This window comes from Novosphingobium resinovorum, from assembly GCF_001742225.1.
GTDB classification, from domain to species: domain Bacteria; phylum Pseudomonadota; class Alphaproteobacteria; order Sphingomonadales; family Sphingomonadaceae; genus Novosphingobium; species Novosphingobium resinovorum_A.
In genome coordinates this window covers 916,295-940,508 of record NZ_CP017075.1, presented here as the reverse complement: position 1 = coordinate 940,508, position 24,214 = coordinate 916,295, and the positions used below count along the sequence as shown (strand labels likewise).

General features: G+C 63.6%; 26 protein-coding genes and 1 tRNA gene. 10 read left to right on the top strand and 17 right to left on the bottom strand.

All coding sequences use genetic code 11. The annotated features are described in order from the left end of the window. The first annotated feature begins 39 nt into the window (after nucleotides 1-39). From BES08_RS04245 to hflX, 4 genes are all read left to right on the top strand, one after another. The gene (locus BES08_RS04245) at nucleotides 40-2,235 is read left to right on the top strand and encodes a sensor histidine kinase (protein ID WP_008828548.1); all 2,196 of its coding nucleotides are present in this window, start codon (nucleotides 40-42) and stop codon (nucleotides 2,233-2,235) included. Nucleotides 2,236-2,265: 30 nt separating this feature from the next. Continuing rightward, the gene (gene ntrX / locus BES08_RS04240; protein WP_036524777.1) at nucleotides 2,266-3,663 is read left to right on the top strand and encodes a nitrogen assimilation response regulator NtrX; all 1,398 of its coding nucleotides are present in this window, start codon (nucleotides 2,266-2,268) and stop codon (nucleotides 3,661-3,663) included. 144 nt (nucleotides 3,664-3,807) lie between these two features. Next, nucleotides 3,808-4,404 carry an RNA chaperone Hfq gene (hfq, locus tag BES08_RS04235; RefSeq protein WP_008828546.1) on the top strand — a complete coding sequence of 199 codons (597 nt, stop codon included), beginning with the start codon at nucleotides 3,808-3,810 and terminating at the stop codon, nucleotides 4,402-4,404. A 16-nt stretch (nucleotides 4,405-4,420) separates the two neighbouring features. Beyond that, on the top strand, nucleotides 4,421-5,815 hold the full coding sequence (gene hflX, locus BES08_RS04230; protein ID WP_036524778.1) for a GTPase HflX: 1,395 nt from the start codon (nucleotides 4,421-4,423) through the stop codon (nucleotides 5,813-5,815). Between the two features lie 40 nt (nucleotides 5,816-5,855). Here the strand turns inward: hflX and mazG are convergent, their stop codons facing one another. From mazG to BES08_RS04180, 10 genes are all read right to left on the bottom strand, one after another. Then, nucleotides 5,856-6,629 carry a nucleoside triphosphate pyrophosphohydrolase gene (gene mazG, locus BES08_RS04225; protein WP_069707726.1) on the bottom strand — a complete coding sequence of 258 codons (774 nt, stop codon included), beginning with the start codon at nucleotides 6,627-6,629 and terminating at the stop codon, nucleotides 5,856-5,858. Nucleotides 6,630-6,687: 58 nt separating this feature from the next. Continuing rightward, nucleotides 6,688-6,870, bottom strand: coding sequence for a hypothetical protein (locus BES08_RS04220; RefSeq protein ID WP_036524782.1), 183 nt, complete (start codon nucleotides 6,868-6,870; stop codon nucleotides 6,688-6,690). Then, nucleotides 6,867-7,649, bottom strand: coding sequence for an MBL fold metallo-hydrolase (locus tag BES08_RS04215; RefSeq protein WP_069707725.1), 783 nt, complete (start codon nucleotides 7,647-7,649; stop codon nucleotides 6,867-6,869). Before BES08_RS04215 ends, BES08_RS04220 begins: the two co-directional genes overlap by 4 nt. Next, complete coding sequence (locus BES08_RS04210) at nucleotides 7,646-8,425, bottom strand: TatD family hydrolase (protein ID WP_036524784.1); 780 nt, start codon at nucleotides 8,423-8,425, stop codon at nucleotides 7,646-7,648. Before BES08_RS04210 ends, BES08_RS04215 begins: the two co-directional genes overlap by 4 nt. Continuing rightward, nucleotides 8,425-9,984 (bottom strand): methionine--tRNA ligase, encoded by a 1,560-nt coding sequence (metG, locus tag BES08_RS04205; protein ID WP_036524786.1) that lies wholly within the window; start codon nucleotides 9,982-9,984, stop codon nucleotides 8,425-8,427. Before metG ends, BES08_RS04210 begins: the two co-directional genes overlap by 1 nt. An 83-nt stretch (nucleotides 9,985-10,067) precedes the next feature. Next, nucleotides 10,068-11,042: a DNA polymerase III delta subunit-related protein gene (locus tag BES08_RS04200; protein WP_036524788.1), complete on the bottom strand. Its 975-nt coding sequence runs from the start codon at nucleotides 11,040-11,042 to the stop codon at nucleotides 10,068-10,070. Next, complete coding sequence (tmk, locus tag BES08_RS04195; RefSeq protein ID WP_036524790.1) at nucleotides 11,039-11,680, bottom strand: dTMP kinase; 642 nt, start codon at nucleotides 11,678-11,680, stop codon at nucleotides 11,039-11,041. The genes BES08_RS04200 and tmk overlap by 4 nt, the downstream gene beginning before the upstream one ends. Then, nucleotides 11,677-12,834 (bottom strand): D-alanyl-D-alanine carboxypeptidase family protein, encoded by a 1,158-nt coding sequence (locus tag BES08_RS04190; RefSeq protein WP_008828664.1) that lies wholly within the window; start codon nucleotides 12,832-12,834, stop codon nucleotides 11,677-11,679. Before BES08_RS04190 ends, tmk begins: the two co-directional genes overlap by 4 nt. Before the next feature lie 59 nt (nucleotides 12,835-12,893). After that, nucleotides 12,894-13,895, bottom strand: a complete 1,002-nt coding sequence (locus BES08_RS04185; protein ID WP_069707724.1) for an SPOR domain-containing protein — start codon at nucleotides 13,893-13,895, stop codon at nucleotides 12,894-12,896. Continuing rightward, nucleotides 13,879-14,886, bottom strand: a complete 1,008-nt coding sequence (locus BES08_RS04180) for a lytic murein transglycosylase (RefSeq protein WP_155986481.1) — start codon at nucleotides 14,884-14,886, stop codon at nucleotides 13,879-13,881. Before BES08_RS04180 ends, BES08_RS04185 begins: the two co-directional genes overlap by 17 nt. 173 nt (nucleotides 14,887-15,059) lie before the next feature. Here BES08_RS04180 and BES08_RS04175 point away from each other — a divergent pair. Both BES08_RS04175 and BES08_RS04170 read left to right on the top strand, forming a co-directional pair. Next, a tRNA-Ser gene (locus BES08_RS04175) sits at nucleotides 15,060-15,149 on the top strand. Between the two features lie 144 nt (nucleotides 15,150-15,293). Beyond that, the gene (locus BES08_RS04170; protein WP_036530551.1) at nucleotides 15,294-15,476 is read left to right on the top strand and encodes a helix-turn-helix domain-containing protein; all 183 of its coding nucleotides are present in this window, start codon (nucleotides 15,294-15,296) and stop codon (nucleotides 15,474-15,476) included. 212 nt (nucleotides 15,477-15,688) lie between these two features. Here BES08_RS04170 and BES08_RS31620 read toward each other — a convergent pair whose 3' ends face one another. The 5 genes from BES08_RS31620 to BES08_RS04155 all read right to left on the bottom strand — a co-directional run bounded on the left by BES08_RS31620 (nucleotide 15,689) and on the right by BES08_RS04155 (nucleotide 18,118). After that, nucleotides 15,689-15,988, bottom strand: a complete 300-nt coding sequence (locus BES08_RS31620) for a hypothetical protein (protein ID WP_231958162.1) — start codon at nucleotides 15,986-15,988, stop codon at nucleotides 15,689-15,691. Between the two features lie 344 nt (nucleotides 15,989-16,332). Further along, nucleotides 16,333-16,533 carry a hypothetical protein gene (locus tag BES08_RS32645; RefSeq protein ID WP_155986480.1) on the bottom strand — a complete coding sequence of 67 codons (201 nt, stop codon included), beginning with the start codon at nucleotides 16,531-16,533 and terminating at the stop codon, nucleotides 16,333-16,335. A 508-nt stretch (nucleotides 16,534-17,041) separates the two neighbouring features. Beyond that, the gene (locus tag BES08_RS04165) at nucleotides 17,042-17,350 is read right to left on the bottom strand and encodes a HigA family addiction module antitoxin (RefSeq protein WP_036530547.1); all 309 of its coding nucleotides are present in this window, start codon (nucleotides 17,348-17,350) and stop codon (nucleotides 17,042-17,044) included. Between the two features lie 24 nt (nucleotides 17,351-17,374). Next, a complete protein-coding gene (locus tag BES08_RS04160) occupies nucleotides 17,375-17,629 on the bottom strand; it encodes a type II toxin-antitoxin system RelE/ParE family toxin (protein WP_309141557.1) in 255 nt (84 codons plus the stop codon). A gap of 150 nt (nucleotides 17,630-17,779) precedes the next feature. Next, on the bottom strand, nucleotides 17,780-18,118 hold the full coding sequence (locus BES08_RS04155; RefSeq protein WP_375154517.1) for a hypothetical protein: 339 nt from the start codon (nucleotides 18,116-18,118) through the stop codon (nucleotides 17,780-17,782). 81 nt (nucleotides 18,119-18,199) lie between these two features. On the opposite strand from BES08_RS04155, the gene BES08_RS04150 reads away from it, so the two are divergent. After that, nucleotides 18,200-18,685 carry a hypothetical protein gene (locus BES08_RS04150; protein ID WP_036530546.1) on the top strand — a complete coding sequence of 162 codons (486 nt, stop codon included), beginning with the start codon at nucleotides 18,200-18,202 and terminating at the stop codon, nucleotides 18,683-18,685. 37 nt (nucleotides 18,686-18,722) lie between these two features. Here BES08_RS04150 and BES08_RS04145 read toward each other — a convergent pair whose 3' ends face one another. Together BES08_RS04145 and BES08_RS04140 are read right to left on the bottom strand one after the other, a co-directional pair. Continuing rightward, entirely contained in the window at nucleotides 18,723-19,370 is a 648-nt protein-coding gene (locus BES08_RS04145; protein WP_069707723.1) for a YoaK family protein, read from the bottom strand. 289 nt (nucleotides 19,371-19,659) lie between these two features. Further along, entirely contained in the window at nucleotides 19,660-19,863 is a 204-nt protein-coding gene (locus BES08_RS04140; RefSeq protein ID WP_156799759.1) for a hypothetical protein, read from the bottom strand. A 159-nt stretch (nucleotides 19,864-20,022) separates the two neighbouring features. Here BES08_RS04140 and BES08_RS04135 point away from each other — a divergent pair, with 159 nt between their 5' ends. From BES08_RS04135 to BES08_RS04125, 3 genes are all read left to right on the top strand, one after another. Then, nucleotides 20,023-20,505, top strand: a complete 483-nt coding sequence (locus tag BES08_RS04135) for a hypothetical protein (RefSeq protein WP_069707721.1) — start codon at nucleotides 20,023-20,025, stop codon at nucleotides 20,503-20,505. A gap of 633 nt (nucleotides 20,506-21,138) precedes the next feature. Beyond that, nucleotides 21,139-21,756 carry an OB-fold-containig protein gene (locus tag BES08_RS04130; RefSeq protein WP_036530539.1) on the top strand — a complete coding sequence of 206 codons (618 nt, stop codon included), beginning with the start codon at nucleotides 21,139-21,141 and terminating at the stop codon, nucleotides 21,754-21,756. A gap of 39 nt (nucleotides 21,757-21,795) precedes the next feature. Next, the gene (locus BES08_RS04125; RefSeq protein WP_008830889.1) at nucleotides 21,796-23,535 is read left to right on the top strand and encodes a flotillin family protein; all 1,740 of its coding nucleotides are present in this window, start codon (nucleotides 21,796-21,798) and stop codon (nucleotides 23,533-23,535) included. Nucleotides 23,536-24,214: the final 679 nt, after the last annotated feature.

The window sequence follows — 24,214 nt, the reverse complement described above, 5'->3', positions numbered from 1 at the left end:
TCCGTCCAGAAGCGTGCCTGGCCCCGATGGTGGCGGCGAATGCAGGTCGCTGCGCGCCGGGCGAACTTCTTCGCGGTCATGGAAGTGCTGTCGGTGGTCGCCTTCCTGACGATGACGGTCACCACTTGGCTCGCCATCAACAGTGGCGGAGACCGCCGCGAACTGCTTCCCTCGAACCTGACCGCCAGCCTGCTGGTGGGCACGCTGGTGCCCGCGATGGCGATCCTCGTCCTGCTCGGCAGGCGGATGGCCCTGCGTCGTGCAGCCGAGCACGCGACCGGCGGCACCGGCCAGATGCACGTGCGCCTGGTGTTCATCTTCTCGCTGATCGCCGCGATCCCGACTTTGCTGGTCGTGGTCTTCGCGTCCTGGCTGTTCCAGTCGGGCGTGGAATTCTGGTTCTCCGACAGTTCGCGCGGACTGCTGGAGAATGCCAACAAGCTGGCGCGCGGCTACTACGACCAGACGCTTCGCGACGTCGGCTACGAATCCGTGGCGATGGCCACCGACTCGCGCGCGGAACTGAGCCGCAGCCCCGTCGCGAGCCGGGAGTTCCAGGCGTTCCTCTCGTTCCACGTCATTCGCCGCAACTTGAGCGGCGCGGCGATCATCCAGATCGACGCAAGCGGGGAACAGCGCACGCCGATCATCGTCGATCCGGACGGCGTTGCCGAAAACAATCGCATCAGCAAGGATGGCCTCGAACGGCTCGACAAGGGCGAGCCCTACGTCGTCAGCGCGAAGGACAACCGCATCGTCGCGGCCGCGCCCATCGAGCGGTCGTCGGGTGTCTATCTTCTTGTCGTGCGCAGTTCGGACCTGCTTTCGCTCAGCCAGGGCGAGCGGGCCGAGAACATCGTGCTGGCCTACGAGGCGCTCACCAGCCAGGCGCGCGTGCTGCAGCTGCGTTTCAACGTGGCCCTTTTCGTGGCCTCGCTCGCTCTCGTTGGCCTGTCGGTATGGTTCGCGCTGCGTTTCGCCGACCGGCAAGTGGAGCCGCTCTACCAACTCGTGGATGCCGCGCGCCGAGTGGGTGCGGGCAACTACGCGCTGCGGATCGAGGGACGGACCGGCGCAGACGAAATCGGCCTGCTGAACCGTGCGTTCAACCGCATGACCGCGCAGATCGACAAGCAGACTCAGGCGTTGCTCGGCGCCAACAGCCAGCTCCACGAGCGCAGCGTCTTCATCGAGGCGGTGCTGGAATCGGTCACCTCGGGCATCATCTCGCTCGATGAGGGCGGACGTATCCTGCTGATGAACTCGACCGCGCAGATGCTCCTGACCAACAGGGCGCAGGATGTGCCGGAAGGCATGCCCATTGCGGAACTGGCACCCTCGATCGCGGCGTTGGTGGAGCAGGGGACGACCAGCGGCATCGTCCAGTACAATCGCGGCGGCGACCTCCTGACACTGGCGGTCAAAACCAGCCGCGACGCCACCGGCCACGTCATCACCTTCGAGGATATCACCCGCCAGCTCCTCGACCAGCGCACGGCGGCATGGTCGGACGTGGCGCGGCGCATCGCGCACGAGATCAAGAATCCGCTCACTCCGATCCAGCTGGCAACCGAGCGCCTCAGCCGCCGCTATCGCAAGCAGATCACCGATAACCCGGAACTGTTCGAGGACCTGACCCGCACGATCATCCGGCAGGTCGGGGAACTGCGCAAGATGGTGGACGAGTTCTCCTCCTTCGCCCGCCTGCCCAAGCCGGTGTTCCGCACCGAGGACCCGGTAGCGCTGACGCGGCAGGCGCTGTTCCTGCAGGAGGTGGCGAGGCCCGACATCGACTTCCGCTTCTCGGCCGGGCGCGACATCCGCGTCATCGACTGCGATCGCCATCAGTTCGGACAGGCGATGACTAACGTTCTCAAGAATGCCGTAGAAGCCATTGAAGTAAAGTCTAAAGATGCGGGCGAAGACTATCGCGGTGCGATCAGCGTCGAGGTGGCCGATCAGGACGATTCGGTCGTCGTGCGCGTTACCGACAACGGCATCGGGCTCTCGCAGGACAAGGAGCGCCTGATCGAGCCTTACGTGACGACGCGTGAGAAGGGCACGGGCCTCGGGCTCGCGATCGTCAATAAGATCATCGAAGAGCACGGCGGCGAAATGACCTTCACCGCCGCGCAGGGGGGGGGCACCACGGTGACCATGCGTTTCGCGCATGACCCGCCGGCCCAGGAAGCAACCAGTTCGGCACCCGCACGCAAGCCGGAGGCCGCGCAATGACCCGTTTTTCCAGCACGAAGAAGATGGCCCATGGCACTTGATATCCTGATCGTCGACGACGAACGCGACATCCGCGAACTGGTCGCCGGCGTGCTGAGCGACGAAGGCTACGAATGCCGCACCGCGGGCGACAGCGATGCTGCTCTTGCGGCGGTCGATGCCCGCCGTCCGTCGCTGGTGCTGCTCGACGTATGGCTGCACGGCAGCCCGATGGACGGGCTGGAAATCCTCGACGCGATCAAGGCGCGCGAGCCGGAACTGCCGGTCATCATCTTCTCCGGCCACGGCAACATCGACACCGCCGTCGCCGCCATCAGCCGCGGCGCCGTGGACTTCATCGAGAAGCCATTCGAGGCGGAAAAGCTGCTGCACCTTGTGGGCCGGGCGACCGAGACGGAGCGCCTGCGCCGCGAGAACGCGCAGCTGCGCCAGGGCGTGTCCATGGGCGAGGAGTTCACCGGCTCCAGCGGCATCATCAACCAGGTCCGCGCGACGCTCAAGCGCGTCGCCAACACCGGCAGCCGCCTGCTCATCACCGGGCCTGCCGGGTCGGGCAAGGAAGTGGCGGCGAGGCTCCTGCATGCCTGGAGCCCGCGCGCCGGCAATGCCTTCGTCAGCGTCAATTCTGCCCGGATCACGCCTGAACGCTTCGAGCAGGAGCTGTTCGGCGAGGAGGCCGACGGTACCCTGATCCGTTCCGGCCTGCTCGAAAGCGCCGACGGCGGCACCCTCTACTTCGATGAAGTGGCGGACATGCCGCTCTCGACCCAGGCGCGAATCCTGCGCGTGCTTACGGATCAGGCTTTCGTGCGTGTCGGCGGCACCCGCCAGATCCGCGTCGATGTCCGCGTGGTTTCCTCCACCTCGCGCGACTTGGAAAAGGAAATCGCCGAGCGCCGCTTCCGCGAGGACCTGTTCTACCGCCTCAATGTCGTGCCGATCGCGATCCCGGCACTGCGCGAGCGCCGCGACGACATTCCGGCGCTGATCGACCACTTCTTCGCCCGCTATGCCAACGAGCAGGGTGTCACCCCGCCGCAGGTGAGCGGCGAGGCGATGACCGCGCTCCAGGCCTACGAATGGCCCGGCAACGTCCGTCAGCTGCGCAATGTCGTGGAGCGCACCGTCATCATGGCCCCGCGCGAGAAACTCGCGAAGATCGAGGCGGACATGCTCCCGCCGGAAATCTTCAACAGCCGGGGAGGGGCCGATACCGGCGTCACCGTGATGATGAGCGCCCCGCTGCGCGAGGCCCGCGAGAGCTTCGAGCGTGAGTACCTGCGCGTCCAGATCCGGCGGTTTTCCGGTAATATCTCGAAGACCGCCGCTTTCATCGGGATGGAACGCTCGGCACTGCATCGCAAGCTCAAGTTGCTCGGCATGTCGGAGCGGCGCGAGGACGAAACCGACCTCGACGAAACGATCTGAATTTCGGTGTAACATTTCTGCTACAAAAACCCCGTTTACTGCATTGCAGCAAATGGGTAGTTTCCGATTCGAGAACGGCCCGCGCTAACAGCGGGACCAGATCGCGGACCGCATGGGCGGCCGCCAAAAAAAAGGAGCATACACATGGCTGGTCGTACCCTTTCCGCGCGCCCTAAAGCGACGACGGAGCCCGAGGTTGAAGAAGCCGCACCGGCCGCCGCAGTTGCCGCTGCCGCGCCTGTTGCCCCCCCGGCATCCACGGGCAAGGGCGGACAGAACCTGCAAGACCAGTTCCTGAACCTGCTGCGCAAGAACAAGACCCCGGTTACCATGTTCCTCGTCAAGGGCGTGAAGCTGCAGGGCATCGTTACCTGGTTCGACAATTTCTCGATCCTGTTGCGCCGTGACGGTCAGTCGCAGCTCGTCTACAAGCACGCGATCTCGACGATCATGCCTTCGACCCCGGTGGACGCCCGCCAGTTCGGCAATGGTCCGGAGAACGCGAAGAAGCAGCGAGTACTGCAGGACGTCTTCCTTTCCAGCATCCGCAATGCCGGCGTGCAGGTGACGATGTTCCTGATCAACGGCGTCATGCTTCAGGGCCGCGTCGCCGCTTACGACCTGTTCTGCATGCTGCTTGAGCGCGAAGGCTATGTGCAGTTGGCGTACAAGCATGCGGTTTCGACGATTCAGCCCGTGACTCCGGTCGACCTTCAGGCGCATGAAGAAGCCGACGACTGAGAGAAGCTGAACAAAATTGAACGATGAACTGAAGGGGGAGGTCACGCGCGGTGCGCGTGCCCTCGTCGTATATCCGCAAATGCGTGGGCCAAGGGGTGAGAGGAACGATCTCGACCCCGAAGCTCGTCTTGAGGAGGCGAGGGGGCTTGCGCTCGCGATCGGCCTCGAAGTGGTCGAGGCGGTGGCGATCGTCATTCGCGAGGCGCGCCCGGGCACGCTGTTCGGCGAAGGCCAGATCCAGAATATCTCCACGGCCTGCACTCTGAACGAGGCCGAACTCATCATCGTCGACGGTTCGCTGTCGGCGATCCAGCAGCGCAACCTGGAAGAGAAGCTCAAGCGCAAGGTCATCGATCGCACCGGGCTCATCCTCGAAATCTTCGGCGAGCGGGCAGCGACGGCGGAAGGCCGCCTGCAGGTGGAACTGGCGCACCTCGATTACCAGGCGGGGCGCCTTGTCCGCAGTTGGACTCACCTCGAGCGCCAGCGCGGCGGCTTCGGCTTCCTCGGCGGTCCCGGCGAGACGCAGATCGAGGCCGACCGCCGCATGATCCGCGATCGTATGGCCAAGATCCGCCGCGAACTCGAGCAGGTACGCCGCACCCGCGGCCTCCATCGCGACCGCCGCGAGAAGGCGCCGTGGCCGGTGGTCGCGCTCGTCGGCTATACCAACGCCGGCAAATCGACGCTGTTCAATCGGCTCACCGGTGCCAGCGTCATGGCGGAAAACCTGCTGTTCGCGACGCTCGACCCGACGATGCGGGCAATCCGCATGCCGGGTCTCGAAAAGGCGATTCTGTCGGACACGGTGGGTTTCATCTCGGACTTGCCCACCGAACTGATTGCCGCCTTCCGTGCGACGCTTGAGGAAGTGACCGCCGCCGACGTGATTCTTCACGTTCGCGACATCGCCAACCCGGACACCGAGGCGCAGAAGCGTCAAGTCCTCGATGTCCTGGCTGATCTCGGCGTGATCCAGCCCCCGCTCGACGATCGCAAGGCGCGCCAGGCTCCCGCGCTCGACTGGTCGGACGACGAGCCGGATGACGAGCCCGAGCCGCAGGTGCCGATCATCGAGGTCTGGAACAAGTGGGATCTGCTGGACCCCGACCAGGCGCATGAACTCCGCGAGGTGTCCATGCACCGGGAAGGGGAGGTCATTGTTCCCGTCTCGGCGCTGACCGGAGAGGGCTGCGACGCGCTGCTCGACATCGCCAGTCGCAACCTGACGCGAGATTCCAGGATCTACAGCTTCGTGCTGCCGGTCGCTGACGGCCAGCGCTTCGCATTTCTCCACGCGCGCGGCGAAGTCGTGTCCGAAGAGGATGCCGGAGAAGGCGAGCAGGGGCCGCAGATGAGGCTGGAGGTGCGCCTTTCAGAGCGGGAGTTCGGGCGCTTCAAGGCGCTCTGAGCGCTGTCATGGGGGGTATTGTGCGGCCGTCGTGTGCAGCTTATTCGCTGCGCTTGACGGCCTGCCAGTACGCTTCCTGTTCCTCCAGAGAAAGCGTTGCGAAGTCGCGATTGTCCTCGGCTGACAGCGCTTCCATGGCGCGGAACCGGCGCTCGAACTTTACGTTCGCTGCCCGCAGAGCGTCTTCAGGCGCTATGCCGTTCAGCCTTACCAGATTGACTGCCGCGAAAAGCAGGTCGCCTGCTTGTTCCAGTCGCTCGGCAGCGGATGCTTCGGCCAGTTCCTGCATTTCCTCGCGGACCTTGTCGGCCGCTCCGCTCGGATCGGGCCAGTCGAAACCGACGCGAGCCGCGCGCTTCTGCAGTTTCTCCGCCCGCATCAATGCCGGGAGCGACATCGCCACTCCGTCGATGGCACTGGTCGCGCCCTTGGCGGCACGTTCCTTGGCCTTCAGTTTTTCCCAGCGATCGGTTTGGGCATCTCCGGTCGCGTCATCGCCGAAGATATGAGGATGCCGCGCCTCGAGCTTGTCGGAAATGGCGGCAGCGACATCGCCGAACGCGAAATGCCCAAGTTCTTCCGCCATACGGGCATGGAAGACGACCTGCAGCAACAGGTCGCCGAGTTCCTCGCGCAAGGACGGCAAATCGTCATGCGCGATGGCTTCGGCGACTTCGTAGGCTTCCTCGATCGTGTAAGGAGCGATCGTTGCGAAAGTCTGCTCCTTGTCCCATTCACAACCGTCCTGCGGATCGCGCAGGCGGGCCATGATGGTCAGGAGGCGGTCGATCTGTTGGTGTCGGATCTGGGTCATGCCTGAGTTGATAATGATGATTATGTAAAATAACGGATGGCTGATCGGAGGCTGGTCATCAGCCGATCCTCAAGCCGGACCACTGGATGACGACCACGAGCGCGATGATGATCGCGGCCCAGATAGCCGCAAGACGCAGTGCCTGTCCGCCGCCAAGTCCACGGATTTGAGGATTGCGCAGCGCCAGGACCAGGCAACCGACGATGGAGATCATCGAGACGATCATGGCTGTCGTGTTCACGGCGTAAGCACCAGTCCATCATAAGCGACCTGCACGTTCGCAGGCACCGAAGCGCTCAGTGTGGCATAGTCCATGCTCTTGTCGAGATGCGTCAGCACGGCCGTTCCCACCCGGCAGACTTCAGCCAGTTCCAGCGACATCGCCAGATGGGCATGCGTGGGGTGCGGTTCACGGCGCAGGCAATCGACGATCAGCAGGTCGCAGCCATAGAACAGATCGATCATGCCACGCGTAATCTGGTTGAAGTCCGTGGCATAACCGACTGATTTTCCAGCGGCATCGAACAGGAATCCGGTCGAATCCATCCCGCCATGAGGCATCTGCGTATGGCCTATGCGAAAGCCTTCGCACAGCCGCAGGGTATCGAGATTCTCCAGAGAAATCAGCGTTGGGTAGCCGTGCTGTCCGGCAAAGACGTAGCCGAACCGCTGCCGCAACCGCCGCACGGTTTCGGAGTCCGCATAACCCGGGATCGGTCCGGCGCGGCCGTAGCGCAGCGGGCGCAGGTCATCGATACCATGGCAATGGTCGGCGTGGTCGTGCGTCCAGAACACCGCATCGATGCGATGGATGTCGTTGGCAAGCAGTTGTGCGCGCAAGTCGGTCGAAGTGTCGACGAGGATACGGGCACCGGCGTCGCTTTCGAGCAGGATCGACACCCGTGTGCGACGGTTGCGCGGCTCATCCGGATCGCACAGTCCCCAGTCGGCGCCGCCGTTCTCGCCGCCGAGCCGGGGCACTCCGGTCGATGTGCCGCTGCCGAGGACCGTGACCTTCACGCGTACTGCGCCTTGGAGAACAGCGCGAAGAAGTTGCGTGTCGTGGCCTCGCCGAGTTGCGTCACGGTCGTTCCCCGCAGGTTCGCGACGAAAGCGGCCGTATCGGCGGTAAAGGCTGGTTCGCACTTGCGGCCGCGATGCGGGATCGGAGCCAGGAACGGCGAGTCGGTTTCGATCAGCAGGCGATCTTCAGGAATGGTCTTCACGACCTCCTGCAAGTCCTTCGCATTCTTGAATGTCACGATGCCTGAAATGCTGATCGTCAGCCCGAGTTCGAGAACCTTGCGGCCGAAGTCGGCGCTGGCGGTGAAGCAGTGGATCAGCGCCGGGAAGGCGCCCTTCCCCATCTCCTCGGTGAGAATGCGCGCGGTGTCGTCTTCTGCATCCCGGGTGTGGATAATGATGGGTAGGCCGGTCTCGCGGGAAACGGCGATGTGCGTGCGGAAAAGCGCCTGTTGAACCTCGCGGTCGGACTTGTCGTAATAATAATCCAGACCGGTCTCGCCGATGCCGATCACGCGCGGATGGGCTGCGGCTTCGAGCAGGGCGCCCTCGCCCAGATCGGCATGCTGGTCCGCTTCGTGCGGGTGGATGCCGACCGAGGCCCAGACGTCGGGTTCGCGTGCGGCGGTGGCGACCACGCGGTCCCATTCTCGCTGCCGGGTCGAGATGTTGAGAAAGCCCTTGATCCCGGCATCGCGGGCGCGTGCGAGCACGGCCTGCTGATCCTCGACCAGACCTTCGTATTCGAGATGGCAGTGGGAATCGATCAGCATCAGGCTGCGGCTTCCTCGGGCAGTTCCAGTCGCGGGAATACGCCTTGCGGCTTGTCGACCTTGAAGCCCGAACCGGCGAGTGCGTCGAACCAGCCGGTATCGGCAAGCGCGGCGTAGTCACGCGCGTCGATCGTCTGTCCCATCTGGTCGAGCAAGGCGTCGATCGCGGTCGGCACGACAGGACGAACGGCGATGGCGAGATCGCGTACGACGCGGAAAAGCGTCATCAATACGGCTTCCATGCGAGCGGGGTCGCTCTTGCGCAGCGCCCATGGGGCCTGTTCATCTACGTACTGGTTGCAGGCGAAGACGCCGCGCATCCAGGCTTCAAGGCCGGTGCTGAAATCTAGCGCGTCGAACGCCGAGCGCAGTCCGGAGACGGCCTCAGCCACGGCTGCGAACAGCGCGGTGTCGGCTTCGCTTTCTTCAAGTCCAGCTTTCAGTTCACCATCCATGTTCTTGAAAATCATGGACAGGCTGCGCTGGGCTAGATTGCCGAAGCTGTTGGCGAGTTCGGCGTTGGCACGCGTCACGATGGCTTCGTGCGACCACGAACCGTCCTGCCCGAAGGCGACTTCGCGCAGGAAGAAGTAGCGCAGGGTATCGACGCCGTACGTCTCGGCCAGACCGATCGGGTCGGTGACGTTGCCGAGTGACTTCGATTCCTTCTGGCCGCGATTAAGCAGGAAGCCGTGGCCGAAGACCTGCCTGGGCAATTCCAGGCCGGCGCTCATCAGGAAGGCAGGCCAGTAGACGGTGTGGAAGCGGACGATGTCCTTGCCGATGAGGTGGACATCGGCGGGCCAGAACTTCGCGAAATCGCCCTCTTCCTCGGGGAAGCCGAGGCCGGTGATGTAGTTCGTCAGGGCATCGACCCAGACGTACATCACATGGTTGTCGCTGCCCGGAACCTTGATGCCCCAGTCGAAGCTGGTGCGAGAGACCGACAAGTCGCGAAGCCCGCCTTCGACGAAGCGCTGGATTTCGTTGCGGCGGTTTTCCGGGCGGATGAACTCGCCTGCGGCATAGAGTTCCAGCAGCTTGTCCTGATATTTGGACAAGCGGAAGAACCACGATTCCTCGACGGTCCATTCCACCGGCGTACCTTGCGGAGACAGCTTGCCGCCATCCTCACCCGCCTGCAGTTCGCTTTCGTCGTAATACGCCTCGTCGCGTACCGAATACCAGCCTTCGTAGCGGTCGAGATAAAGGTCGCCATTCGCTTCCATGCGGCGCCACAGTTCCTGCGTCGCGGCGTGATGGCGCGGTTCGGTGGTGCGGATGAAGACATCGTAACCGATGTTCAGAGCGTCGCACATCTCCTTGAAGTAGGACGACATTTCATCCGCGAGCGCCGCCGGCGTGGTGTCGAGGTCGCGCGCCTTCTGGGCCATCTTCAGGCCGTGTTCGTCCGTGCCGGTCTGGAACCGGACGTCGAAGCCTTCCGCCTTCTTGAAACGGGCGATCACATCGGCGGCGATGGCCTCGTAAGCATGGCCGATGTGGGGCCGCCCGTTGGGGTAGCTGATGGCGGTGGTGATGTAATAGGGCTCGCCCATGCGGCGTCGCGCTTTCCTGACTGGAGTTTACAGATCGATCTTCAAGTGCGTTCTGAACTTCACTCAGGAGTCCTGCGAACGCGCTAACGTGCCGCTTCTCTAGGCATCGCGGCCGAGGCCAGCAACCCGCCAATTTCCATTATGAGGAGCCCGGCATCGAAATTGTAGGTCGGAGCCTGCGTCGCCAGCGTCGTCAAGGCGCCATAGGCTTCGATAATTCCGAGCTGGCGTCGACGCGGGGCATCGCGAAGCTGCTGGACGAGGACGGCGCGGGCAAGCTCAAGCGCTGCCAACTGACGGTCGCGTGCCGGTCTGCCGCCCATCTCTTCGGCCAGTGCACCGCGTAAGGCGAAGTCAGGGTCGCCGCGCTGCAGGATGCGCATCATCAGCGCGTGAATGCCGCCGAGATCGTGCTCGACGATATCGAGCGCCACGCCGGGCGACCCTTGCGCGGCAGCGATCGCGGCCGCGCGCGCGGCGGCATCGGCCTGGGGCGCATCGCGGCGGATGACAGAGTCGAGTTGTTCCGGCCCGAGTGCGGCGAAGCGGAGGACGCGGCAGCGCGAACGGATGGTGGGCAGCAGGCGGCCGGGCTGATGCGTGACGAGAAGGAAATACGTACCGGCGGGCGGCTCTTCCAACGCTTTGAGAAGCGCGTTGACGGCGCCCTTCTCCATGTCGTCGGCCGGGTCGATCACGATGGCGCGGCGATCGCCAAGCGTGGGCTTGATCGCGAGGCGGCGGATCATGCCGCGCACCTGATCGACGGTGATGTTGCGCTTGGTCTGGTAAGGCTTGCCCTCGGCCTTCTTCTTCACCTCGTCGTCATTGGCGGGAAGGTGGTCGAGGATATGGATGTCGGGATGCGTTTCCACGTCAGGCATCGGGTGGCCCGGCTGACGGACCAGTTCGGCGGCCGCAGCGCGCGCGAAAGCGCGCTTGCCCAGGCCCTTGCCGCCGCTCAGTAGCCAAGCATGGTGCATGCGCTCGGATGCGATGGCGGCCAGCCATTCCTGCCACGCGGCGTCCTGACCGATGAAGGGCTTGTCCATGGTCATGACAGTAGCGGTGCCAGCGCCGTCATTACGAGGGCATGGGTGGCCTGCGCATCGCCGTCGCCGTCGATCCGGGCGAAGCGGGCGGGCTCCGCCTCGGCGAAGACCGAGAACGCGCTGGCCACGCGGGCGTGATAGGCGGCGTCCCGCCCGCCGATGCGGTCGCTGCCATCGGTGTCGCGCAGGGCAAGCCTGTGCACGGCCACCGCAGGCGTGACTTCCACCAGCAGCGTCAGGTCGGGCAGTAGCCCCTCGCTGCCGATGGCGTGGAGGGAGGCGATGTCGGCGTCGGACAGACCACCGCCGCCGCCCTGATAAGCGCGGCTCGAATCGAGATAGCGGTCGCAGATCACCCATGCCCCGCGCGCAAGCGCCGGGCGGATCAGGCGGTGGACATGGTCGGATCGTGCGGCGGCGAACAAAAGCGCCTCGGCGCGCGGGTTCCAGCTTTCGCCGCCGTCCCCCTCGACGCCATCGAGGAGCAGGGCACGGATCGCCTCTGCCCCCGGAGTGCCGCCCGGCTCGCGGGTGGTGACCACCTTCAGGCCAAGCCCACGCAAGGCTTCGGCCAGCAGGCGGGCCTGCGTGGACTTGCCCGCCCCTTCCCCCCCCTCGAGCGCGATGAATCGACCCTGCATCATGTGAACAGGTTGATAAGCCCGTTCAGCAGCCTGTCCAGCCATCCGGCAGTCCCCACGTCACGCCCCGCGTAGAGCGGCACGCGGCCCGGTGCGAGCCCGGCGACGCGGATCTCCAGTTCGCCGACCTGCTCGCCCTTGCGGATCGGCGCCTTGATCGGTCCGCTGTAGTGGACGGCAAGCGTGATGCCCGGCTGAGTGCCGCGCGGGATGGTGGCGTGAACCTCGCGGTTGGCGACGAGCGGCAGCGAGCGGGCGTCGCCGCCTTGAACCTTGGCCTGCGCGATCGTCTGGCCCTGGTCGAAGAGGTGGCGGGTGTCCCACGCGGCAAAGCCCCATTCGAGCAGCGCCTTTGCCGCATCGTCGCGCACCTTGGGCAGCGGCGATCCCGCCAGCACCATGACGAGGCGGCGCCCCCCACGCTCGGCCGTGCCGAGGAAGTTGTAGCCAGCCTCGCGGGTATATCCAGTCTTGATGCCGTCCGCGCCGGGCACGACGCCCACCGTCGGGTCGTGGCTGCGCATGTGGACGTCGCGCCAGATCCAGTGCTTGTGGCCCGAGAACTCGCGGTAGAGGTCGGGATAGCGCGTGATCATGGCGTCGGCGAGGCGCACGAGATCGCTGGCGGTGACGTAGGTGTTGCCCTCGTCCATCCAGCCGTTGGGAGTGTTATAGTGACTGCGCGTCATGCCGAGTCGCCGCGCGGCGTCGTTCATCTTCGCCGCCCAGCCCTGCACGCTGCCCGCATAGCCCTCGCCCAGCACGACGGCGGCATCGTTCGCCGAAGCGGTCATGATGCCATGGAGCAGGTCGCGCGTGGTCGGCCTGTCCTTGGTCGTGATGTACATGTTGGTGCCCTTGGCGAACCATTCCTTCTCGGTCTCGGGGCGCTCCTGGAACTGGCGGTCCATGCGGAGACGGCCCGCGCCGATTTCCTCGAAGGCGACGTAGGCGGTCATCACCTTGGTCACCGAGGCGGGCAGGAAGGGCGTATCGGGATGTTTCTGCGCCAACACCTGGCCGGAGCCGAGATCGACCAGCAGACTTACCGGTATCGGCGCAACCTGCGGCGGCGGGGCCGGGATGGAGGCGGCCGAGGCACTCGCCGGTATGGTTACGGCCAGGGCCAGCTTCACGATATTGGAAAACGACTTCAAGACCCGACTTCTCCCGCGCGCCTGTCGGCGTCTGGCTGCGCGCGGGAGACGTTTCAGGTTCAGTCCGCGCCGAGGATTCGGGCATCCCTATAGCCCGCGCCTTTCGCCTTCTCCAGCGCCGGCGCGGCTTTTGCACGGTTCGCGTAAGGACCGAGCCGCACGCGCCAGAACTTGCCTGCCGGGGACACGCTGCCACCGAGTTGCGCGGCGACCTTGCGAGCCGAGGATTCGGAGGAAAACGCGGCTACCTGTACGTAAGTCGAGCCCTTCTCGGCAGGCTTGGCCGCTTCCGGTTTGGGCTTCGCCGCCGGAGCGGCGGGCTTCGGAGCGGGGGCCTTGGGCGGCGAAGGGGGCACCGTTTGCGACGGGCGGGCGGCGGGCGGTACGGTCGGGGCGACGGATGCGGGCCTGGCCACCTTCGGTGCTGCCACCGGCTTCGCGGCCGGAGCCTTGACCATCGCAGGCGGTTCTCCCGCAGGCATTGCCGGCGGCGTGGAAGGCGGCGGGACCAGCGGCGACTGATCCGCCAGTTTGCGGCGCAGGACCTTGAGCAGTCCTTCGGGCGTTTCCATGCGCTCCGGCGCCCGGCCGCCGGCCCGAAGGAGCGCGCGCTCCTGCTCCGGCGGATTGACGCGGCGTACCCGCACTTGCGCCCTGGAGCCGGGAGCGAGACCGATCTGCGCCGAAGCATCGGCCGACAGTTCGATGAGTGCATCGTTTACCATCGGGCCGCGCCTCTCGATCCGTACGAGGATGGTGCGGCCGGTGTCGAGCGCTGTCACCTCCGCATAGCTGGGCAATGGCAAAGTCTTGTGCGCGGCAGTCACGCCGGTGCCTTCGCCGGTGATGACACCGCCGACCGCGTCGTAGTTGAGCTGGTCGGTCGGCGTCCAGACGGTGCTGCCGATGGTGAAAGGTTCGCCGACGACGACCGGATAATCGGCGGCAGGCCCCGTAGCAGGAGCAGCGACCTGCGGAGTGCGGGAAGCGGCCAAGGCCCCTCCCGAACCGAGCAGGATCAGCGCCGCAAGCGGCAGGGCATGGTTAACGGGCAATCTCATCTGCAAGCAACCCCACGGACATGGCGTAGTAGTTCGAGCAGTTGTACTGGAGGATCACCCGATAATTACCGGTTAACAGATAAGCCGGAGTGCCCGGACCGTCGGGCTGGAACAGCGAGGCGAGGACATCGCCGCCGATCGCGCCCTGCGGCGCCACGCCAAGGGCGCGCCATTGCGAAACCGGCTTCCACTGCGAATGGCGCGCATGAACTGCGGCGCATGACGGCGACGACAACTTCGTCGCATAGGCGTTTACGTTGAACCCGGACGGCAGGCTGGCCCGCACGCCCCAGGGCTCACCGGTGCGCCAACCCGCGTCGCGGAAATAGTTCGCGATCGAGGCCAGCGTGTCGGCCGAACTGGAGAAGATATCCGCCCGCCCGTCCCCGTCGCCATCGACGGCAAGGCGCAAGTAGACGCTCGGCAGGAACTGGGGATACCCGAAGGCCCCTGCCCAGCTGCCCTTGAGCTGCGACCGCGGCACGCCCCGGTCGACCATCTTCATCAGGGCGATAAGCTCGCTCTCGAACAGCTCGCGGCGGCGCCCTTCCCAGGCCAGCGTCGCCAGCGAGCGTGCGAGGTCGAAGTCGCCAGTGTAGCTGCCGAAATTGGTCTCATGCCCCCAGATCGCGAAGAGAATCGGCGCGGGCACGCCATATCGCCGCTCGATCTGCGGCAGGATCGAGGCAAGTGAAGTATAGCGCGACTTGCCGCGCGCCACGATCGAACTGCCCACGTGCTGCGCGATATAAGGCGCCAGTGGCGGCGGCGCCCCGCGGCTGCCGGGCTGCGAGGTATCGAGCGCGATGACCCTCTCGTTGGGCGTGAGGCCGGTCAGCACGCTGGTGATGGCGGCTTCGCTCACACTTTGGGATCGGGCATGCGAGGCGACCGTGCGCAAGTAATCGGGAAAGGACTCCGGTTGCGCGCAGGCCTGCGCGGCGGGAAGCGCAAGCACGACGGCGAAGACGGGAAGACGCAGCGATCGCATGAATGCCGCAAGGGTTATTACAGGGGTCATCGCGAGGAAACTTCGCACAAAGCGAACCGGTTGCAAATGGCCTGCCGCCTCTCGTCGTGGACAGTCGCCGCAAGCCCGATGCCCTTCACCGAGCATCAACCCCTTGCGCCCGCGCCACTTTGGGCTATGCGCAGCAATTGAGCGGACAGGTGGCCGAGTGGTTTAAGGCAGCGGTCTTGAAAACCGCCGTGGGTGCAAGCTCACCGTGGGTTCGAATCCCACCCTGTCCGCCAAGAAATATTGATAAATAAGGGAAAATTTGGCGATTATGCGCCTGTTCCCATAATAGCTCCCCGATAGCTCAACTGCTACCTCTGCTTGCAGCCGATTCTCGTCGGCTGTGGAGCGGTCGTTCTTCCCATTGATCCAAGGCATTCATGCAACCAATCGCACTGCCACCTAAGGAAGCCTTCGCCATGCTCAGCATCGGCCGTACAAAGGGGTATGAGCTGATTGCGGCTCGCGAACTTGAAGTGTTCAAGATCGGCCGTTCGACCCGGATCACGGTTGCCAGCATTCTGGCCTTTATGGAGAGGCAGATAGCCAGTCGCGACGTCTGATGCAGACCGTGTCGCGCCCGTAAAACGGTGGGTTGTTGCACAGGCTAGGCAATGCCAGCCCCGTATTATTTACAAGGATGTCTGGAAGAGGTTGGCCCAACCGGCAATCGATGGTGGAAGCGCGGCCGGGCCCAGGATCGCATGCTTTTATATTTTGCCGAAGGAACTGGGGAATCGTCGAACAAGTTCCGAGAATCCTTGGCGGCGAGTAGTTAGCCTACGATGGTCGCAGTCACCCGGTGGCGAAAAGGCTGGTGCGGGGTTCCGGATCTGCGAAGGTCACGGAAGGCGCCGCCAGCCAGATCAGGCAGGATTGCCTCTACCGTGGCAGCTTCTTCGAGGGATCGAACATCCACGAACAGGTTGAAGTGCCCATCAAAGCAGATGCTGACCACAGCTGATGGCGGGCAAGCCGCATGCACCAAGGAATGGAGAGCTTCAATCTCCGCACAGAGCGAGCGGCTATACCCAGCAGTGTCCGGAAAGGCATGGATGTTGCTGAATGCGTTCATGGTTACCTCGATAGGTTTCACATGAGAAACGCATCATCCCCATTTTCGATCCATCGCTAGAAAAAAACGGTTCATCGTAAATCGGGTCATCCTGCCCAGTGGGCCTTCGGTGTGGGCCGGGCCACCCCTGCATACGCAGCCACCATTCGTGATGGCGTTCCGTAGCATGACCTCGTGCCCACTCTGCGCGTGCGGCAGTGCCCCGGTAAGGATTGCAGGCCGATGACAGGCCATCGCGTGCCGCTTTTCGGCCCCACAAGAAGGCATCGTTTATCGGCGTCAAGGGTTGTCCCCGAGATGCTGGTGAGGCCGATGAAGTTGCAAATCAGGTGGCTGATCTGACCTCACACCCAACGCCGCCGGAAGATTTTCCAATCGGGATCCAGTGTCATATCGCACGAGAACATGTAGCAACCGTCCTCAAGAATATCGACGACGCCGACCCAGCCGGCCTGAACAGCGCTCAACGCGACAATCACGTCATTCGTGTCGATCTCCAAAGGATCGCGTGCCGGGTGTACGGACAATATGGTGTAACGCGGCATGCTCACCCCCGATCCCCGTCACATCCGAGGGATTATGGGCGCGATGGAATCGAGCATCGCGCCCACGTCATCGTCGTGCTTCTGGAGATCGACGATGCCTAGTCCCTCGGGAGGACGACAGAAGATCGCACCGAAACGCGAGGGTGTGCACAACATAGATCAAGTTGCGCTGATGTGATTGGTGCCCGTTGAGGTCTGCTTCACCCCAAGGGCGGGCGCGTTAAACGCTGTACCTGGGAAGACACGGACTACGCCTTCTCTTGATGGCAGGCATCTACTTCACTTCGGCGCATAAAGACAGGGAAATAAAACGTTCGGCGCCGAGGTAGACGCCGTCGCTTACTCTCCCTCCTGCCCGGCTATTCGGCGCTTTCATGCTTCTGTCTACTGGATTCATGCGTGAGCGCTGCCGAAACCGGGACGGATGCGAACGACCTTGCATGTGGGCTCAGCATTAGGCCAGCGCTTCATATACCTTAGATGCCGGAACGCAGGCTGTATCGGCCTCTCAAGCCGCGCGAGTCAGTTCCAGCTTGCCGACTGCGATGTCACCCTCGTGCGCACGAGCTTGCGCCAGATCGAAAGCAGTCTGCATGCGCATCAGGGTATCGGCCTTCACCCCAAACGCCTTCTCGAAACGGATAGCCATCTCTGCCGTCAGAGCGGAATGCCCGTTGAACAACGTGCTCAATGCTTGACGCGAGACGCCGAAATGTTCGGCCAGAGCCTTAACCGTCAGGCCGTAAGGCTGCACGATCTCGGACTTGAGCCACTCCCCGGCATGGACGTGGATCGACGGATGCAGCTTAATCGCCATGATAGTCCTCCAAATCCATATCGGTCAGCGCCCCCTCCCGTGATCTGGAAGGTTCAGGCGCCAGTTCTTCGTCACGGCCATCGACCAGGTTCCGTCGCGATCCCCCGTCAGCCTGTGCAGGCCATAGTTCGGCGGTATCGCAAGCTCATCCAGAGATCCGGCCGCGTCGATGAAGGCAATCATCTTGCGGAGCCGATTGGCGTCTCCGATAAGGCCTTTGGTCGAACCCGTTTCCACGAAACGGCGCAGCGCCTTATCGGTGATGCTCTCGATCTCCACGCTTCACGATATGGTTGAAGCAACTTCACGTGTCAAGTTAGGCTTGACGCACGTTCCAGTGAGAAGGCTTGGCCGGGCGGCCTCGATCGAGACAGAAGCAGCAACTGTCCCCCGCAGCCGTAAACTGCGAGGGAAGCGAAACCTGCGGCCTTACTTAGTGACCGAGGCCGTCGTCAGCACCGCAGGGGCAGGCGCCACGGCCGGAACCGCTGTGGGCACCGAAATCACCTGAGGCTGGACGGCCTGAAACGCGAGATCCTCATCCAGGAAGCCCTTTACGGACGATCCACTGGCGATGAACGCGCTGGTGCCGGTGGTGAGAAAGCCTGCGATCGGAACGAGCGCGATGGGTGCCACGACGCCGCCCGTGCCGGTGACGCCCTTGTCATCGAACGTGCCGGACAGGCGCACATTGCGACCGTTGAGGTTGAGCGAGACGACACGCGCGCCGATGTAACCAGACTTGCCCCACATGCCCTTGTTGCGCACTTCAGTGATCTCACCGATTGCGGGCGTGCCCGACCGGGCGCGACTGCTCGAGCGCTATGTCCGGATACTGGAGATCGATGAGTGAAGAACCTGTTTCAAGCGATGTCGCCGCTCTTTCTGGCGCTGACTGCAGGTCAGCTCCCGGCCTTAGCCAAAGCTGCCGAATGGGCGGTCTGGCAAAGCGAACCTTTCCCTTTCTCGATCTGCTACCCGGCCGACGTGTTCCAGCAGCGTAGGGTATCGGACACGGGTCACGCGATCGCATTGGAATCGAGAGACAGCGCACAGTTGATCGCCGGGAGCATCGACTACACCCGCGAAACGTTGGCCGAACCGTTACGGATCGAGCAGGAAAGGCTGACCCATGTCGCCCTGATTGCACGGGGTGAGAACTGGTTTGTCGTTTCCGGGACGCGGGTTGACCAAGCCCTCTACACGAAGGCCGTCCGAGTGGGCGATCGGTTGATAGCGCTCCGGTTCCGCTATCCTGAAAGCCTCGCAGCCAAGTACGCCCCCATCGTCGAGCGGGTAGCGGAATGCCTTAAAGTCCCCGAGGATGCCTATTGAGGATTCCGGGATGATCGCGCGCACCTGCCCGGCAACCCTATGGTGCGCGCTTCGATGGGCCTGCCATAGCAGCATATGCGGTCATTGATGCGGCTGCGACCACGGCCATCCAGATCGCGACGTTACCGGCCCGGATGAAGGTGGAGGCGCCCAAGCAAGCCCCGCAAACCAAGGATGCCCACAAGATCAGGTAAGGTGCCCAATTCCACTTCGGGCCGCCCATGAGAGCCGCAGCGATATGCTGCCCCAGCTTGACCAAGGCACCAGTCATGTAGGTCACCCCGATCGAAACTTCGCCGTTGCGCTGGAAGACGGCATTCTCCGCGCCCATAGCCGCCGCGAGAACCATCGCGGCCGGCAGGTGGGAAGTCACTTCGCTCAACGATGCTGCTGCGGTGAGAAGCACTGTCACGAGCGCCAGCACTGCGGGTTTTCGGTGCCGGGTGGCGCGGGAAGCGACGCACGTTCCTGCGATCACGCCGAAGACGAACGACAAGACCAAAGATCCGGCAATGAATGCTGCCGGTATATCCCGAACCAGCCCGACCGCGACGCGAGTGGAATTGCCGCTCATGAAGGATACGAAAAAGCCGCCGAGGCTGATGAACCCGATTGCGTCAACGAAGCCAGCCAAGGCCGCGAGCATTGCCGCCAACACCCAGAACCGCTTCTCATAGGCGATCATCGTCGGCTGAGCGGCTCAGTCAGTGCTTCTGAAACTTCGGCAAGTCACCCGTCATGTCGCTTTACCTTTCACCTTGCCTCCGCCCCGCAACGGACGCGGGGATATTGAACCATATGCAATCGCACCCCGGCAAGGGCTTCCAACGCCACAAGCCCTAAGCAGGCCCGCAATCGAGTGCTCTGGCTCCGCTCGCCGCAAACGGGCTCACAATGTGCATAAGTGCGTAGTCATTCGGATGAGATCGACCATTAGCGCGCACGGCGTGGCGACTTGCAGGGGATCGCCGCGCCTACCTGGCCCGTGCGAGGAAGCGGTAAGGCTCATGGGCGGCGCCGATCAACTGGCCAAGCTCTGCTGCCTGCGCGCTGTCCATGACGATGTTGACCAATTCGAGCAGTTCGCTTTCATCAGCAGGCCAGCCTTTGAAAGAGGCTCCGTCAAGCGCTGCCGCGATGTCGTCTTCGGTAATTTCCCGGAACGACTGGTTCTTCATCTGGCCTCTCCTCCTGATGGTGACGAAGACCATGCGCTCGTAAGAATCCCGGGCCAGTTAAAAGCTTGCAAGGCGGACCTCTGAGGACCGCAGACAATCGAGGCGAACTATTTAGAAGTGCTTCTCGTGCATTGATGGGACACCGATCCGGGGGGACTTATGATTCGCATTCTTGCATTCGCGCTTGCCTTGACGGCGTCCATGCCATCGCTTGCACAAGAAGCTTCCGGCAACCGCCTGGAACTTGCCTGCATGGGAGGTGGCGCCGCGAACAAGGTCGATCAGGCTACCGTCAATGCATGGGATAATCACGGCAACTCAGCTGGCGCGAATGTCCTGGGCACCCGGTCTGTCGGCTTCGAAGATCAGGTGAACCTCTGGATTGAAGGCGCTGAAGGTCGTGTTCGAATGCCCCGATCGATGCTGCCTCCCATCCGGGGCGGCGAGAATGGCTGGTTCAAATTGAAGGATATTGAGATCAGCGATCGGGAGATCACAGCGTCGGTGGCAGTGAACGCCCTCAACAACCCCAAGTTGCGCGTGGATCGCTACTCCGGGATGATAAGCATCTCAGGCAAGGCCGGGGACTTTACCGGGCGATGCCAGAAGTATGATCCAGCCACCGAGCGCCGAGCGTTCTGACGCGTCACGAGGAGGACAGAGATGCTTCCATGTATACTCGGCGGTGCGATCGGCGGATGGTTTGGCTTCAAGATGTTCCATTCGGCCCTTGCGGCCTTGACCTTCGCCGTTCTCGGCGGTGCTTTCGGCTCGGCAATCGCCAAATCCCGTTTATTTAGAGGGGCGCATCGAGGCGATGGGGCTGGCTCCTCCGGTGATGGAGGCGACTTGGCATGGTCTGACGGTGGTTCTTCCTGCGACGGCTCCGACGGAGGGGGTGACGGTGGCGGCTGTGATTAGGTAGCTGCATGATGCTTGGGCTGGATCCGCCCGAACAACTAGAGCACGTCGTGGACACCTTGCTGCACTGGGCTGGCTGGCATCGGTAGCGCTCTACTACGGCCTCGAAACCTGCCCAGCGCTGGCACAACCGCCGCACGCCGTCCCCAAGCGGGGCGGACCGTTAAACGGCCGAGCACCAAGTCTTCGCGTACCAGTCTGGCAAGAAATAGGCTCAACGTGCAGGAAACCATGTTCTGCGCAACAATTTCATCGGCGTGACATGGAAATAGGCTGCCATCACCTCGCGATTATCGTACTTTTTCCTGCCTGTTCAACATGACAGGCGCATTTCCTCATGATAGCCTGCGCGTGATGTTCTCGCAGATGCTGACGCCAGCCTACCTCCCTTTCGCGTTCTCCTTCGTGCTGATGATCGGTATCGGTCTGATCGAAGCCATCGGACTGGGCCTTGGCCAGTTCGATCTCGACGGCGATTTCAGCGGGGACGGCGATGGCGGGATGCTCAGCTGGCTGGGCCTGGGCGGCGAGTTGCCGATCCTGATCTGGCTCACCTCGCTGCTCGGCTGCTTCACGCTGGCCGGCATCGCGCTGCAACAGGGCATGACCGCGATCGGCGGCGCCCCGCTGCCCTGGCTGGGGGCCTCAGGCGGCGCTCTGGTTGCCGGCGCCGCGCTCAACACCTTCGCCGCCAACGGCCTGGCGCGCATCCTGCCAGGTTTCGAGACGACGGTGATCTCCACCGACGATTTGCTGCGGCAGCGCGGCACCATCCTCGAAGGCACCGCCCGTCGCGGCGCCCCGGCTCGCGCCAAGGTGGTGGACCGCCACGGCCAAGCCCACTTCGTGATGGTGGAGCCGCACGACGATGCTGATGCCATCTCCTCGGGTGAAACTGCGCTGCTGGTCCGGCGCGAGGGGCAAGTTTTCTTCGCAGTGCCCGATCGGCCTGCGTCCTTGCGACTGCCCTGATGCACGGCGGTCGCGCAGCAAACTGGGGAAGGGTCCAACGTGCCTGATTCGCTACTCAACGTCCTGATCTATGCCGGCATCGTGCTGCTGGCGCTCATCGTGATCGGCATCATCCTGACACGCCTCTATCGCCGCGCGACCAAGGACGTGGCGCTGATCCGCACCGGTTTCGGCGGGGAAAAGGTGGTGCTGAACGGCGGCATCATGGTGATCCCGGTGCTGCACGAACTGATGCAGGTGCGCCTGACCACAGTGAAGCTGGAAGTCTCGCGTCTCAACAAGGACGCGCTCATCACGCTCGACAAGCTGCGCGTCGATGTGATCGGCCTGTTCCATATCAAGGTGAAGCCCGATGCCCAGTCGATTGCCGCCGCCGCGCAAACGCTGGGCGATTCGGTGAACAGCCCCGATGCGGTGAAGTCGCTGCTCGATGGAAAGCTGGTCTCCGCTCTCCGCTCGGTCGCCGCTACGATGACCATGGAGCACCTGCACGCCAACCGCGCCGACTTCATCCAGAAGGTGCAGGAAGCGCTGATGACCGACCTGGACATGAACGGCTTCCAGCTCGAATCGGTCAGCATCACGCATTTCGACCAGACTGCGTTCGAACACTTCAACGAAAACAATGCCTTCGATGCTGAGGGCCTGACCGTGCTCACCCGCACGATCGAGGAACGCAAGAAGATCCGCAACGACATCGTCGCCACCAACCGTGTCGAGATCGAGCAGCGCAACCTGGAGGCGAACAACCAATCGCTGGAGATCGCCCAGGCGGCCGAGCAGGCGCGGCTGACGCAGGAGCAGACGCTTTCCGCCCGCCGTGCCGAGCAGGCGACCGCGATTGCCACCGCCGAAGCCGAGCAGACGCGCCTTGCCGAGATCGCGCGGATTACCGCCAGCCAGGCGCAGACAGTGGCCCAGACCGAGGCGGACAAGATCATCCAGACCGCCACGATCGCGCGCGACGGCGCGATCCAGACCGCTACCATCGAGCGGGACCGTACCATCGAGATCGCCCGCATCACTACTGCGGTGCAGACCGCGCAGAAGTCCGAGGAGGAATCGACCGCGACTGCCGCCGCCAACGAGGCGCGCGCGCTCGCCGTCCGGGCCGAGGAAAGCGTGGCGACGGCCAAGGCCACCGAAATCGCCAACCGTAATAAGAACGTGGCGGTCATCGCCGCCACCCAGCGCGCGCAGGAAGAGGCGGTGGGCATCACCGTCGCCGCCACGGCCGAAAAGGAAGCCGCCGAAGCCCGCGCCAGCGCCCTGCGCACCGAAGCTACCGCCGAGGCCGACGCCGAGAAGGTCCGTGCTCAGGGCCGCGAAGCCGCCTTCGCCGTCGATGCCGCCGGCCAGGCTGCGATCAACGAGGCGACCAACCTGCTCAACGAAGCGCAGACCGCGCTGCTCGTCCGCAAGGCCGTGCTGGAAGCCCTGCCCGCGATCATCGCGGCGGCCAGCAAGCCGATGGAAAACATCGACAGGATCAGCATCCTCGATGCCCGGGGCCTGCACGGCGATGCCGCCACCGGGGAGCGTGGTGGCCCTGCCGCGAACGAGAACCTTGCCGACGCGGCCGTCTCCGCCGCCATGCGCTATCGCGTGGGCGGCCCGCTGATTGATAGCCTCATGACCGAGCTGGGCATGAACGGCGGTTCGCTGAACGGTATGTTGGCCGCCAGCGGCGTAGCGGAAGCGGCGCACGCCCCCGCTGTTGCTGCGCCTGGCGCCGGCCCCACTCCGGCGCCTGCCAATCCCGAGCCGGACGTAGCCTGAATCTTACAGGGAGCCGGCCCCAGCCCGGCTCCCGCATCGGTCCCCGACATCTGACCGGCAACGGTGCGGTCGAGACGATTTCGTAGAAGTGACGCTCCATCGCTTCGGCGGCGGGGGATTAGCGATAGCTGGGCGACAAGAGCGGAGTCTCATTGAGGAGCGGCGTCGATTAGATAGCCGAGTCGGGCTCGGGTTCGATTCGCCCCATCCATTGGAGAACGTTGATGACCGCCGGAAACTTGAGCCCTGAGCACGAACGGAATGCTGCGATCTATGTCGCTGTGGTCGATGGCGCGACGTTCGGCGAATTGGCGGCCAGGTACGGCATCAGCAAGGTCCGGGTGCAGAAGGCTTATGCTCGCGAGCGCACGAACGCTTGGGAGGCTCGCAGGCGGGGCGAGACCTCATATCTTGGGCGGCCTATCCCGGGGGATGTTTGAGCCGTTTGCCGTTGATGAAACTGACTCGACGGCGCTCTGCGCTAGGAATGTGGGCGACAGAATTGCTTCTTTCAGGTCAGAGTATTTTACGACCGGGCTTCCATGAGCATCCCCCGCAACCACCACTACCTCCCGCAGTTTTACCTTGAGCGATGGGCATCTCACGGTGAAGTGGTCCGTTACGTTCGCCCGAGGGGGGCGCATATCGGAGAGCGAACCCTATGTTGCAGGCGACGACG